Origin of the sequence: Bacillus sp. ISL-39 (genome assembly GCF_018613295.1) — a bacterium.
Lineage (GTDB): Bacteria > Bacillota > Bacilli > Bacillales > Cytobacillaceae > Mesobacillus.
Genome location: NZ_JAGGQM010000001.1, coordinates 214,327 through 227,052, shown reverse-complemented (window position 1 = coordinate 227,052; position 12,726 = coordinate 214,327). Strand labels below are relative to the sequence as shown.

The 12,726-nt window shown below is 43.4% G+C and carries 12 protein-coding genes; 2 read left to right on the top strand and 10 right to left on the bottom strand.

Annotated features, from left to right (window positions below; genetic code table 11):
* Nucleotides 1-23: 23 nt before the first annotated feature.
* Entirely contained in the window at nt 24-1,340 is a 1,317-nt protein-coding gene (locus J7E37_RS01090; protein ID WP_214778264.1) for a DEAD/DEAH box helicase, read from the bottom strand.
* Nucleotides 1,341-1,663: 323 nt separating this feature from the next.
* Here J7E37_RS01090 and J7E37_RS01085 point away from each other — a divergent pair, with 323 nt between their 5' ends.
* Together J7E37_RS01085 and J7E37_RS01080 are read left to right on the top strand one after the other, a co-directional pair.
* On the top strand, nt 1,664-2,209 hold the full coding sequence (locus tag J7E37_RS01085; protein WP_251009383.1) for a YqfQ family protein: 546 nt from the start codon (nt 1,664-1,666) through the stop codon (nt 2,207-2,209).
* Nucleotides 2,210-2,431: 222 nt separating this feature from the next.
* Nucleotides 2,432-3,385 carry a 4-hydroxy-3-methylbut-2-enyl diphosphate reductase gene (locus J7E37_RS01080; RefSeq protein ID WP_214778262.1) on the top strand — a complete coding sequence of 318 codons (954 nt, stop codon included), beginning with the start codon at nt 2,432-2,434 and terminating at the stop codon, nt 3,383-3,385.
* Nucleotides 3,386-3,461: 76 nt separating this feature from the next.
* Here J7E37_RS01080 and J7E37_RS01075 read toward each other — a convergent pair whose 3' ends face one another.
* The 9 genes from J7E37_RS01075 to J7E37_RS01035 form a co-directional block, all read right to left on the bottom strand.
* The gene (locus J7E37_RS01075; RefSeq protein WP_214778260.1) at nt 3,462-4,577 is read right to left on the bottom strand and encodes a Nif3-like dinuclear metal center hexameric protein; all 1,116 of its coding nucleotides are present in this window, start codon (nt 4,575-4,577) and stop codon (nt 3,462-3,464) included.
* Nucleotides 4,574-5,284, bottom strand: a complete 711-nt coding sequence (locus tag J7E37_RS01070; RefSeq protein ID WP_214778251.1) for a tRNA (adenine(22)-N(1))-methyltransferase — start codon at nt 5,282-5,284, stop codon at nt 4,574-4,576. The genes J7E37_RS01075 and J7E37_RS01070 overlap by 4 nt, the downstream gene beginning before the upstream one ends.
* A 275-nt stretch (nt 5,285-5,559) precedes the next feature.
* On the bottom strand, nt 5,560-5,925 hold the full coding sequence (gene cccA / locus J7E37_RS01065; RefSeq protein ID WP_214778249.1) for a cytochrome c550: 366 nt from the start codon (nt 5,923-5,925) through the stop codon (nt 5,560-5,562).
* A 187-nt stretch (nt 5,926-6,112) separates the two neighbouring features.
* Nucleotides 6,113-7,252: an acyl-CoA dehydrogenase family protein gene (locus J7E37_RS01060; protein WP_214778247.1), complete on the bottom strand. Its 1,140-nt coding sequence runs from the start codon at nt 7,250-7,252 to the stop codon at nt 6,113-6,115.
* Nucleotides 7,253-7,350: 98 nt separating this feature from the next.
* Nucleotides 7,351-7,881, bottom strand: a complete 531-nt coding sequence (locus tag J7E37_RS01055) for a hypothetical protein (RefSeq protein ID WP_215021916.1) — start codon at nt 7,879-7,881, stop codon at nt 7,351-7,353.
* A 100-nt stretch (nt 7,882-7,981) separates the two neighbouring features.
* Nucleotides 7,982-9,112, bottom strand: coding sequence for an RNA polymerase sigma factor RpoD (gene rpoD, locus J7E37_RS01050; protein WP_192470854.1), 1,131 nt, complete (start codon nt 9,110-9,112; stop codon nt 7,982-7,984).
* A 43-nt stretch (nt 9,113-9,155) separates the two neighbouring features.
* Nucleotides 9,156-10,961, bottom strand: coding sequence for a DNA primase (gene dnaG, locus J7E37_RS01045; RefSeq protein WP_214778243.1), 1,806 nt, complete (start codon nt 10,959-10,961; stop codon nt 9,156-9,158).
* 15 nt (nt 10,962-10,976) lie between these two features.
* Entirely contained in the window at nt 10,977-11,402 is a 426-nt protein-coding gene (locus tag J7E37_RS01040; protein ID WP_353049970.1) for a DUF188 domain-containing protein, read from the bottom strand.
* A 500-nt stretch (nt 11,403-11,902) separates the two neighbouring features.
* Nucleotides 11,903-12,718 carry a pyruvate, water dikinase regulatory protein gene (locus J7E37_RS01035; protein ID WP_214778241.1) on the bottom strand — a complete coding sequence of 272 codons (816 nt, stop codon included), beginning with the start codon at nt 12,716-12,718 and terminating at the stop codon, nt 11,903-11,905.
* Nucleotides 12,719-12,726 lie beyond the last annotated feature (8 nt).

Genomic DNA, 12,726 nt, shown 5'->3' with positions numbered 1-12,726 from the left:
CTTGTGATCTCTCCTAAATCCCTTTATTTATTTCTCTTTTGAATACGGTTTTCCCGTTTCTTGATTTTATCCATCTCATATTTCATCTTCTTTTTATATCCTGGTTTTACCTTGCTAGGCTTTGAAACGAGCGACTTTGCCTTCGCCTCGCCAGTAGTTTCTTTTTTCTTTCTGTTCTGGCGCCTGTTCCGCTCTTCGATTTCGGTGAATTCACCTTTTTTCAAATCAATGTTTTTAAAAGAGATGCCCATCTTTTCAAGACGGACCAGTGCATCTTCATCTCTCTGCTCATAAACCGTTAAGGCAATACCTGATGATCCGGCACGTGCCGTCCTTCCTACCCTGTGGATATAAAAATCCAGATCAGTAGGCAGCTCATAATTGATGACATGGCTGATTCCCTGAATATCAATTCCTCTTGCAGCAAGGTCAGTAGCTACAAGATACTGGAACTCAAGATCCTTGATCTGCTTCATGACACGCTTACGTTCGCGCGGGCTCAGGTCTCCATGGATACGGCCAACCTTCATTCCTTTTTGGATCAAACCATCGGCAATTTCATCTGCTTTTTTCTTTGTATTAGCAAATACAATCCCCAGATATGGATTGAACGCTAGAAGAGCTGAATGAACAAGCCCGATTTTATCACGATGCCTTGCTGGCAGAAGAATATGTTCAATCTTCTCTGCCGTAGCCTGTTTAGGATCGATTTGTACAAATTTTGGGTTTTCCATGTACTTTTTCAAGAATGGTTTTAATTTTTCAGGAATTGTTGCTGAAAAGACAAGCATTTGCAGCTTTTCTGGCATACGGGACGCAAACTGGTCAATATCCTCGATAAAGCCCATATCCAGCATTAAGTCTGCCTCATCGATAACGAGCATGTTCGCCGTATGCACAAATAGCGCATTTTCCTTGACCAGGTCGTTAATCCTCCCCGGGGTGCCAATGACGATTTGTGGCTGTGTCTTTAGCTTCTCAATCGTTCTTTGTTTGTCCGTTCCGCCAATATAGCAGCGGGCTGTGATCTGTTCTCCCTGAGGAGCGTGTTCAGCAATTTTAAGAACTTCATGATAAATTTGATTGGCAAGCTCACGTGTTGGTGCAGCGATTACTGCCTGTACCTCATTGCGTGATGGATCAAGCTTATCCATAATTGGCAGTACATAGGCATGCGTCTTTCCTGTACCGGTCTGGGATTGCCCGATGGCACTCTCACCCTTCAGGATTGTAGGGATAAGACGTTCTTGAATTTCGGTCGGCTCATAAAAACCTAGTTTATTGATCGCATCTATAATGAACGGTTTCAATTCATAACGATTAAATTTTGTTTCACTCATTGAAAATCTCCTTCTTTCGCCCTGTTCCCTGAATAATCGGGGATTACAGCTCGTTCCGTAAGCTGATCTTTTCAGGTTCATCCTGTAATTATAATAAAGATTGCAGAAAATCTCCAATCAGTACTATCTTAACCTTTCCTTATAAAAAAACAAACCTGTTTCAACAATATCCTAATTTCTTAAACCAAATCTGACTTATTGCATACTCTAATAGGAGATGAAATATTGGGAAAGGAGGGGTCACGATGCTACAAGGACCCCGTATGAATACCCGCGGAATGCATAATCGCTTTCAGGGCCCCAGTATGATGGGAGGTCCCCGGATGGGCCAGCACCAGATGTATTCGAATCCATTTGGTCCTGGACCTATGATGGCACAGGGCCAGATGCCGCGGATGGCAGGCAGGAATCCACGCTCCAGACAAGGCGGCGGACTTCTTTCGAAGATACTGGGAAAAGGCAATAGCCAGCGGAATAGTGCAGCCGGTTTATTATCCGGAGGAAATACTGCAGCACGAGGAGCAGGCTCAGGCGGCGGTATTCTGAAAACTCTCGCTGATCCATCTGCTTTAAATGGATTTCTCACCAACACTCAAAAAGTTCTAAACACAGCACAGCAATTCGGACCGATGATCCAGCAATATGGTCCTCTCGTCCGAAATTTGCCTTCAATGTGGAAACTGTACAGAGGCTTGAAGGACCTTCCGGATGCTGAAGAGCAAACTGCTGAAACAGAAACGAAGGAAAAAATAGCGAAAAAACAAAAGACAAAAAAATCCAAAAAGACCGTTCAAAGTTCCCCGACACAAAAAAAGCCTGCACAAAAACAAAGCAATAATGCAGCTTCTTCGCCTAAATTGTTCATATGAATAGGCTCTTTTCTCAAACTTTGTTCCTATTGACTACGAATAGGATTGAATTACCTATTTTTCTTCGCAAAGTAGACTCTTTACGAAAACAGCCTTACGAAACACAGCCTATATATACGATAACAGTTCATTCATTCCTTCTGGTAAGTCGCTTTTGAATTCTTTCTGCAAGTCTTATATAATAAAAGGAAGAATCAAAGGTACTCTTAGGAGGATGACTCAATGAATGTAATTAAAATATCGCCACGCGGTTATTGCTATGGTGTTGTGGATGCCATGGTCATTGCACGCAATGCTGCATTGGATAAAAGCCTGCCGCGTCCAATATATATACTTGGGATGATTGTCCATAATAAGCATGTCACTGATGCCTTTGAAGAAGAAGGCATCATTACATTGGATGGAAACAACCGAAAGGAAATCCTTGAAAAAGTTGAAGGCGGAACAGTTATTTTCACAGCACACGGCATTTCACCAGAAGTCAGGGACCTTGCCAAGGATAAGGGGCTTGTTTCGATTGACGCAACATGCCCTGATGTGACAAACACCCATAACCTGATCAGGGAAAAAGAAAAAGAAGGATTTGAGGTCATTTATATCGGCAAAAAAGGGCATCCCGAACCTGAAGGAGCAGTAGGTGTCGCACCAGGGATCGTTCATCTAGTGGAAACAGCAGCAGATGTGGATGCTTTGAATCTGCAGGCTGAAAAATTGATCGTCACCAACCAGACAACGATGAGCCAGTGGGACGTTGCCGACATCATAAAGAACGTTATAGAAAAGTACCCACATGCGGAAGTCCATAGAGAAATTTGCATGGCTACACAAGTCCGCCAGGAGGCTGTCGCCGAGCAGGCTAAAGAGGCTGATGTGTTAATTGTGGTTGGCGACCCTAAAAGCAATAACTCAAATCGTCTCGCACAGGTATCAGAAGAAATAGCCGGAACGAAAGCATATCGAATTGCTGATATTACCGAGCTGGATATCGAATGGATAAAAGAGGCTGACACAGTCGCAGTTACATCTGGAGCATCGACTCCAACACCAATAACAAAAGAGGTCATTACCTTCCTCGAACAGTTTGACAAAGAAACTGAAGAAACCTGGGTAAAAGAGAAAAAGGTACCTCTTCATAAAATCCTGCCAAAGGTAAAGAAGACCGAGGCAAACGTATAATATGAAAGCAGCCTGAAATTAATTCAGGCTGCTTTCTTGTTTTCTTCAAAAATCTTATACCACACTCGACTTCTTGCTAGATAAAGGTGAATGGATCTGTCCCTATTTCAGATGGAATGAACTTCACACCAAACCCTTTTTCTCTACATAGTCCTTCCATCACAGTGGCCACTCCCATTTTCATGATCTTTTCGACATTATGTCCCGGATCAATCAAATTCAATCCGGCCATAAGGGCATCGTGTGCTGTGTGATAGTAGATATCCCCGGTAACATAAACGTCTGCTCCGCGAAATTTCGCCTGTGAGTAATACTTATTTCCGTCACCGCCAAGGACAGCTACTTTTTTCACCTTCGCGTTTAAGTCCCCGACGACGCGGACTTTATCGACTCCCAAAGCTTTCTTTACTACTTTGGCATATTCTGAAAGGGTCGTCTCTTCGACTTGCCCGATTCTTCCAAGTCCAAGTTGTTCCCCGGTATTATCAAGTCGATATATATCATAGGCGACCTCCTCATAAGGATGGGCCTTGATCATAGCCTGGATGACCTTTTTTTCAATACTTTGCGGAAAAACAGTTTCTACCCGCACTTCATTGACTGCTTCAAGCTTTCCTTGTTTGCCGATGTGAGGCTCCGTATTTTCCCCCGGCAGGAAACGTCCTTCCCCCGCTCCGGAGAACGAACAATGGCTATAGTTGCCAATCGCTCCTGCCCCTGCATTTCCTAAGGCATCTCGCAATCGCTCTGCATCTTCCTCAGGCACGAAAACGACAAGCTTTTTCAACTCGTCCTCATAAGTTGGCACCAGCACTTGAGGGTTCTTTAAACCTAGAGCAGCAGCCAGGAGGTCATTTACGCCTCCTTTTGCCACATCCAGGTTAGTGTGTGCCGCATAAACTGCGATGTCATGCTTGATCAGCCTGGCAATCATTCGTCCGGCAGGAGTGTCCGTCGCGATTTTTTTCAATGGCCGGAATATCGGCGGATGGTGGGCGATGATTAATTGAGCGTTAAGGGCAATCGCCTCCTCCACCACTTCCTCTGTTACATCAAGAGCCACGAGGACGTTCTCGACTGGTTGGTTCAGCGCACCGATTTGCAGGCCGACCTTATCGCCTTCCATTGCAAATGCCCTGGGTGAAAATTGTTCAAAAAGCTGAATTACTTCATGTCCATTCACTTTTTTCACTGTAACGCCTCCTCTGCCATCTTCATTTTCGTTTTCAGTTCCTGTCTCTTGCTTTCTGTCTCATCATTCTGCACAGCCTCATCCAGCTGCTTTAAGATTCGGTCCCAATTTCTCTTTTCTGCACTCCACTTTTCTTTGAACACTGCAGTCTTTTCCTTTAGTAAAAATGGACCAAACAATATTCCAAGTTCCACATCGAGATCCTGATAAGGCTTCAGCGGTTCACCCTTTTCCGCTACCAGAACCTCATAAATTTTCCGATCTTCTTCAAGGATTTCTTCTTTAACCAGTTCCCACTCATTGTCAATCAGCCATCTGCGTACTGCAAAGCTGCCAACATTAGGCTGGAGGACAAGCCTGCTCACTCCTTCTAGTTTCGATTTCCCTTGTTCCAGGATCGTGGATATCAATGTACCGCCCATACCCGCAATGGTTATACAATCTACCTCTCCAGCTTCAATAACTTCAAGGCCGTCCCCTTTTCTGACGGAAATCTTATCTGTTAGGTTTTCCTCCTGAACTTGCTCAAGGGCAGATTGAAACGGCCCTTCTGCGACCTCACCAGCAATCGCCATCGGGACGGTGCCCTTTTTTACAACATTACAAGGAAGATAGGCATGATCAGAACCAATATCGGCCAGTCTCGCCGCCTGGGGAATATTTTTTGCAACGGCTTCAAGCCGGTCTGAGAGTTTTTCAGTATTCATAAATGTCACCCACTAAATCGTATTTTGCTTTTTTAAGTATATGAAACACCATGACTATTGTCCAATTATCCAGGAAGGCTCTTTTCGTAAGCTTTGCTTTCTCCCCCAAAAGGTTACGAGTACTAAAGAAATCTTTTTTCAGAATTCTCCTCGAAAAGAGCCCCGGCACCTTTTTTACGCGATGCTAGAACAAGTACGAAAAGCAGCAATCAGTGCGGAAACAGCCTCCGGTAAAATAGCAAAGGCCCTTCGCGTGAGCAAAGAGCCTTTAAAGATTACTTCAATTCGTTGACGATCCATTCAGCCATTTGATCTTCCTTGCCAGCAGCCAGGCCAGGAGGCATTGCTCCTTTACCATTAACTAGGATGTCTTTGATTTCTTCCTGGGAGTACTTGCTGCCTACGCCTTTCAATGACGGACCTGAAACGCCCTCATACTGGTTTCCGTGGCACATCGCGCAGGATTGCTGGTAAAAATCCTCAGGGTTTGCTTCAGCAGTTTCTTCTGTCTTTTCACCGCCGCCTTCTTTTTCCTTAGCAAGATCCTTGGAATCCCCAATACCTTTGAAAGAAAGCAGGAACATCAAGCCGATCCCCATCACCATGATCAACACGAACGGGATAATTGGATTACGATTCATCATATACCCTCCTTTATGTACAACATCAAATCTTAAATAATGATTTCACACAGATATTATTTTACTTGAAAAACGTTTACAGGGAAAGTAAAAAAGCAAACTTTGTCACACTTGTTCACAATTTAGACAAAAAAACTTCATCGATTGATGAAGTTTTTGCTGTACAAAGCATATTTAGGTTGCCCTTTTAGCAGCCAATTAATCTTGCAATTACCATTCTTTGGACTTCTGAGGTGCCTTCACCGATCTCCAGAAGCTTCGCATCCCTCATGTAACGTTCTACTTCATACTCACGCATATAACCGTAGCCGCCATGTATCTGGACAGCCTGGTCAGCCACTTCCATCGCGATCTCTGACGCATAAAGCTTGCACATCGAAGCTTCCTTGGAGAATGGGCGTCCTTGATCCTTCAGCCAGGCAGCCTTATAAACCATATTGCGGGCCAGTTCAATTTTCATTGCCATGTCGGCAAGCTTGAACTGTATGGCCTGGAACTGTGAGATCGGTCTGCCGAACTGCTGTCTTTCCTTAGCATACTGGAGTGCTTTTTCATAAGCAGCCTGAGCCACACCGACAGCCATCGCGCCTATGCCAATCCTGCCGCCGTCCAAGGTTACAAGGAATTGCTTGAAGCCCTCCCCTTTCTTTCCAAGCAGGTTCTCAACGGGAACATGAACATCCTCCATTACCAGCTGAGTAGTATTCGATGCATTCAATCCCATCTTTTCATAATTGTCAATCACAGAAAATCCCGGAGCATCAGTTGGTACGATAATCGCACTGATTTCCTTTTTACCATCCACATTACCAGTGATCGCCGTCATCGCGAGATGTTTGGCATAGCTAGCATTCGTGATAAAGTTCTTGCTGCCATTGATGATGTATTCTCCGTCCACTTCTTTGGCTGTTGTCTGTGTTCCTCCTGCATCCGAGCCTGCATTTGGTTCTGTCAGTCCGAAAGCCCCCAGGGACTCGCCTGTACAGATAGGTGCCAGGTATTTTTGTTTCTGCTCCTCTGTACCAAATAGATTGATAGGAGCGCCTCCAAGAGATATGTGGGCCGAGTATGTAATCCCAGTTGAGGCGCAGGCCTTGCTCAATTCCTCGGTCACAATCGCAAAGCTGACTGTATCTGCTCCTGCCCCGCCGTATTCCTCTGGGAATGGCAAGCCCAGCATCCCTAGTTCTCCCAGTTTTTTGAAAATTTCTGTCGGAAATTGTTTTGTTTTATCTCTTTCAATTGCTCCAGGAGCTACTTCTTCCTCCGCAAATTCTCTAATCGTCCTTTTAATCATTGCCTGTTCTGATGTTAAATCAAAATTCATTTCCATCCCCCTTAAAACATTGAATGCGTTTACATTCTTCATTATAAAGGTGAATAAACAATTTTCTCAACATTTAAAAACTTTTAAATTGTTTAAAATTATATAAATATAGTAATAGACAGGACGATTAACCCTATGATACCTGAAAGTTTGAAGCTCACCATCCTCCACCTCGTCCCTGCTGCAATCCACAATAAACAGTTAAGACCCGCTACGATGTAAAGCATGAAGGGATGGTCTGGAAATATTATTTCAGCTGCCTGAACAGATGTGATTAATAAAAGAAGTGCAGAAGCGAGTAATGGGATCAAATCAAAAAATGATTTTTTCACCATGTAAAGGGCCGCTGAAAGGGTACTAATTCCCAAAAAAATGATGAAGGCAGTTTGCAAAAAAAGCGACAATTCAGTAAAATAAAATAAAAAAACCGAAAGCGGTAACAACCCAACTAAAATAAAACTAAGTATTCCTTTAAAGCCTCTCGGTCTTTTTCCATCAGGCACATCACCTTCAGACGATCCTTCTGTATACAAGTTCAAAAGGAAGTCACAATAGTGCTCCGGCAGCATCCTGCTTTGTTTCCAGTACTTAATCTCATTGGTGATGATTTTCCTGCGATGGTCATCCATATTTCGGCACATCCTGTCTTATTGGTTATCCTTGATAAAAGTTCATAAAAAAAGGAATAATTTACTTTTATTTTAAAAAGTAAATTATTCCTTGGCAATCCTATTCTAAAAAGTCTTTCAATCGTTTGCTGCGGCTTGGGTGCCTTAGCTTGCGAAGTGCTTTAGCTTCGATTTGACGAATACGCTCGCGTGTAACGCCAAATACTTTGCCCACCTCTTCCAGAGTGCGTGTACGTCCATCATCAAGACCGAAGCGGAGTCTTAGGACATTCTCTTCACGGTCAGTAAGAGTGTCCAGGACATCCTCCAGCTGTTCCTTCAAAAGCTCATAAGCAGCATGTTCTGAAGGAGATGTAGCATCCTGGTCCTCGATGAAATCCCCAAGGTGGGAATCATCTTCTTCCCCGATTGGTGTTTCGAGGGATACCGGCTCCTGGGCAATTTTCAGGATTTCACGTACTTTTTCGGGGGACAGGTCCATGTCTTCACCGATCTCTTCAGGTGTCGGTTCGCGTCCTAAGTCTTGAAGGAGCTGCCTTTGAACACGAATCAATTTATTGATTGTTTCCACCATATGGACAGGAATCCTGATTGTCCTTGCCTGGTCAGCGATGGCACGAGTGATGGCCTGACGAATCCACCAGGTAGCATAGGTACTGAATTTAAATCCTTTACGGTAATCGAACTTTTCTACAGCCTTGATCAAGCCCATGTTTCCTTCCTGAATCAAGTCAAGGAATAACATGCCACGGCCAACATAACGTTTCGCGATACTTACTACAAGTCGAAGGTTGGCTTCGGCGAGTCGCCTTTTGGCTTCCTCATCGCCCTGTTCAATTCGTTCTGCCAGATTGATCTCTTCTTCTGCAGAAAGCAGGTCAACTCGGCCAATCTCTTTTAAGTACATCCTTACCGGGTCATTGATTTTTACTCCCGGCGGGACACTTAAGTCATTCAAGTCGAATTCTTCATCGTCTTTTGCAAGCTGTTTGATATCAGGGTCTTCTGCTTCATCGCTTTCGCCTACGAGTTCAATCCCTTGTTCACCAAGGAACTCATAGTATTCATCCATCTGATCGGAATCAAGGTCGAAGCTTGATAGCCTTTCTGCGATATCATCATAAGCAAGGACACCTGTTTTCTTGCCAATTGCCGTTAACTGGTCTTTTACTTGTTCAACTGTCACTTCATTTTCGGTGACTTCTTTAGAACGGGCTGACTTTTCAGCCATATGTCCCCCTCCTTCCAAAAATCAAAAACAATCAGCATAAGCTCTATAAGGTCTTGCGCAAGTGGATTATTTCCGTGGCGATTGCCGCAGCGCGCAAGAAATCGTTTTGTCGTTCTGCCTGTTTTTGTTCTGCCATTTTTTCCTTTATTTTTAACATTTTTTGATAATTCAAGACCTGCTTGATATAATCAGATAATTCCTGGTCACTGATCTCCTCGTTAAGAGGCATCATTTCTATATCAGCAACGACCCTTTTTAGCTTATTATCCTGAAGATAATTTAAGAACGCTCCTGGGTCAGGATCATGTCCTTTTTCATAGTATGCAAATAAATAAGTAATAATAGCCTGGTGTTCGTCAATATTCAATGTACTTCCTGCAAGCATTTCCTGTACCTTATAGGCTATATCGGCATCTCTCATCATATGATAGATCATTCGCCTCTCGGCCGTATGGTAGGCAGGCTTTAAGTCTGACTTCCTTGTATAGCTTACAGGTCTTGATTCTGGCCGCGGTTGATTTTGCTTTTTTGGAGCGGATGCCTGAACCAACTGATTGAGCTGCTGAACCAGCGCATCAAGGGAAAGCGAAAACTCATTCGCAAGCTGTCTCAAGTACAGATCCTTTTCTACTGCTTTATCTAGAGTGCTGATTTCTTTTAGTACTTCTTCGATATATTGAAGGCGATCTCCTTCATTCTGGAGGTTTTTCCCACGGCGATAATATATTAATTTAAATGCCATCAAAGTGGCACTGGAACCAATTATATCGTTCCGAAATTTATCCTCGCCATGTATCTTTATGAAATCGTCTGGATCCATTCCATCAGGCATCATTGCGACCCTGACAGTCACCCCTGCTTTCGAAAGCATGCCTGATGCCCTAAAGGCTGCTTCAATGCCGGCTTTATCCGAGTCGTAACAAACTGTTACAGCTTGAACATTTCTTTTCAGCAAGGAAATATGTTCCTCTGTCAAGGATGTCCCCATCGTGGCGACACCATTTTCTACGCCTGCACGATTAGCGGAAATAACATCCGCAAAGCCTTCAAAAAGTACAGCCTGCTGCTGTTTCCGAATCGATCCGCGGGCGAGATGAAAATTATATAAAGTTTTACTTTTATTGAAGATTTGCGTTTCGGGACTGTTCAGATATTTGGGCTCTTCGTCCCCCATTGCTCTCCCTGAAAACGCAATCGTATTACCCTGATGATCCAGGATCGGAAACATGATCCTGTTCCGGAACCTGTCAAAGTAGGTACCATCGTTTTCCCGCTGAATGACCAATCCTGCTTTCACAATCAGTTCCAGCGAAAATCCCCGTTTTTCGAGCAGCTTAACCGCAAAATCCCATGAAGGCAGTGCATAGCCTATTTGGAAGCGGTCAATTGATTCCTGGGTGAACCCTCTGTTAAGAAGGTATTCCAGGGCATCCTGACCCTCTTTTGTGTTTACAAGCAAATGATGGTAGAATTTACGCAATAGTTCATGCGCTTCAATCATTTGCTTTGATCCTTCAGGTAGTTGTGGATTTCTGCCTGCAGCCTGCCCTTCAAGCTTCAGTTCAATGTTAGCCCGATCAGCTAGCTTCACTGCAGCTTCTTGAAACGACAGTCCGTCAATATCCATCAGAAAGGAAAATACATTCCCGCCGGCTCCACAACCAAAGCAGTGATAAATCTGCTTATCAGGTGAAACGGAAAATGATGGAGAGTTTTCCCCATGAAAAGGACAAAGCCCAAAGTAGTTCCGGCCTTGTTTTTTCAACTGGACATAATCACCAATGACATCGACTATTTCAACCGCTTGCCGGATTTCATTTACTTTCTCCTCGGCAATCCTCTCTGCCATAAGCATGACCTCTAACTAGTTGTGATTCGTTGAACATACCTTACAATTCAATAAAAGCATGTTCAATCCCTTTATAAACTTTTCCCTGTCTTTTTCAGTAAAGGGTTTTGGCCCTTTTCCGTAGGATCCCTGCCTTCTTGCCCTGGCAGAAAGATATCTCAAGTCAAGAGCAGTCTGAATGTCCTTTTCTTCAAATAAATTTCCCCTTGGAGAGATGGCATAAACCCCTTTCGCAATAAGGGTAGAGGCAAGACCAATGTCCTGCGTCACCGCAAAATCACCTTTTTTCACGTGGTTCATTAAATAAAGGTCTACAGCCTCCTTATGAGAATCGACAAAAACCCAGTTCTGCCCTTGAAGATCATTCTTCATATGGGCATATGAAGCCACAAAAACAGCTTCGATGGAAAACTTCGAAGCGATTTCGACAATTTCCTTAATGACCGGGCAAGAGTCTGCATCAACAAAAAGGGTCTGACTGTTGATTTTACTAGTATTAATTCTACATCACTCCGCATATTCCTTCTAAGGATTAGATTTTTTCAAGGGAATTTTGTCGAATTTTTTCGCGGCCAATGTCTTGACAACTGATAGTAAATAGTTTATTCGTAATCTGTCCAGTCTAAACCTAAACAGATACATTTTTATCACAATTTTTTATTATAGTATAAGAAAGGCTATTTTTCCATTATTTTTTCTTGGCTAATGCATTATTAAGGCTCTTTTCGTATACTTCGCAGCTTTCACAGTCAAAAGTAAAAACCGCCACTAGGGTTTTTACGAGTATAAAAGCAAGCTTTATACAGAAGCCTGATCGAAAAGAGTCCCGGCACCTTTTATAACGCGATTACTAAAGCATGTACGAAAAACAAAAATCAATGTAAAAACAGCCTTCAGTAAAGAGAACTGTCAAAAAGAAAAGCACATAAAAATATGTGCTACTAGTCCATCTTCTTGTTACGGACCATATTCAGGATGACATTTGCCGTTTCTTCAACCGCTTTGTTTGTTACATCAATGACTGGACACCCTATCTTTTCGACAATCCCGTCGAAATATTCGATTTCTTCCTTGATTCTTTCGATATTGGCATAAATCGCCTGGTCGTTCAATCCGAGTGAAATTAATCTCTCACGGCGGATTTGGTTCAACTTATCCGGTGTGATCCTAAGGCCGAAACATTTTTCCTTTGGTACAAGAAACAATTCTTCAGGCGGGTCAACTTCCGGAACCAGCGGTACATTCGCGACTTTGTAGCGCTTATGGGCCAGGTATTGAGAGAGTGGGGTTTTGGATGTTCTCGAGACTCCCACGAGAACAATATCCGCTTTCAGTATTCCTCTTGGGTCGCGGCCATCATCGTACTTTACTGCAAATTCTATTGCTTCGACTTTTTTAAAATAATCTTCGTCAAGTTTCCGGACAAGACCAGGTTCGTATAACGGGGTCTCACCGCTTAGGATTTGAATTTGCTTCATGAGCGGGCCAATGATGTCGCAAGCATATATCCCCTCTCTTGCAGCAGACTCCTGAAGGTAATCGCTGATATCAGGCTTGACCAGTGTATAAGCGATCATCCCTCCATCATGCTTCGCTATCGAAATAACTTCATCAATATGTACTTTATCCTCAACGTAAGGGAACCTTTTAAGTGAAACATCCAAGTGTTCGAATTGGCTGATGGCAGCCTTCGTAACGAGCTCTGCTGTTTCTCCGACTGAATCAGAAACCACATAAATAATAGGTGTTTTACTCATCTTTGATC

What these genes read in the sequence shown, in the direction of transcription:
- J7E37_RS01035 (WP_214778241.1), bottom strand. Translation starts at nt 12,718, where the DNA reads ATGAGTAAAACACCTATTATTTATGTGGTTTCTGATTCAGTCGGAGAA.
- J7E37_RS01060 (WP_214778247.1), bottom strand. Translation starts at nt 7,252, where the DNA reads ATGAATTTTGATTTAACATCAGAACAGGCAATGATTAAAAGGACGATT.
- J7E37_RS01080 (WP_214778262.1), top strand. Translation starts at nt 2,432, where the DNA reads ATGAATGTAATTAAAATATCGCCACGCGGTTATTGCTATGGTGTTGTG.
- J7E37_RS01085 (WP_251009383.1), top strand. Translation starts at nt 1,664, where the DNA reads ATGGGCCAGCACCAGATGTATTCGAATCCATTTGGTCCTGGACCTATG.
- dnaG (WP_214778243.1), bottom strand. Translation starts at nt 10,961, where the DNA reads ATGGCAGAGAGGATTGCCGAGGAGAAAGTAAATGAAATCCGGCAAGCG.
- J7E37_RS01090 (WP_214778264.1), bottom strand. Translation starts at nt 1,340, where the DNA reads ATGAGTGAAACAAAATTTAATCGTTATGAATTGAAACCGTTCATTATA.
- rpoD (WP_192470854.1), bottom strand. Translation starts at nt 9,112, where the DNA reads ATGGCTGAAAAGTCAGCCCGTTCTAAAGAAGTCACCGAAAATGAAGTG.
- J7E37_RS01055 (WP_215021916.1), bottom strand. Translation starts at nt 7,881, where the DNA reads ATGGATGACCATCGCAGGAAAATCATCACCAATGAGATTAAGTACTGG.
- cccA (WP_214778249.1), bottom strand. Translation starts at nt 5,925, where the DNA reads ATGAATCGTAATCCAATTATCCCGTTCGTGTTGATCATGGTGATGGGG.
- J7E37_RS01070 (WP_214778251.1), bottom strand. Translation starts at nt 5,284, where the DNA reads ATGAATACTGAAAAACTCTCAGACCGGCTTGAAGCCGTTGCAAAAAAT.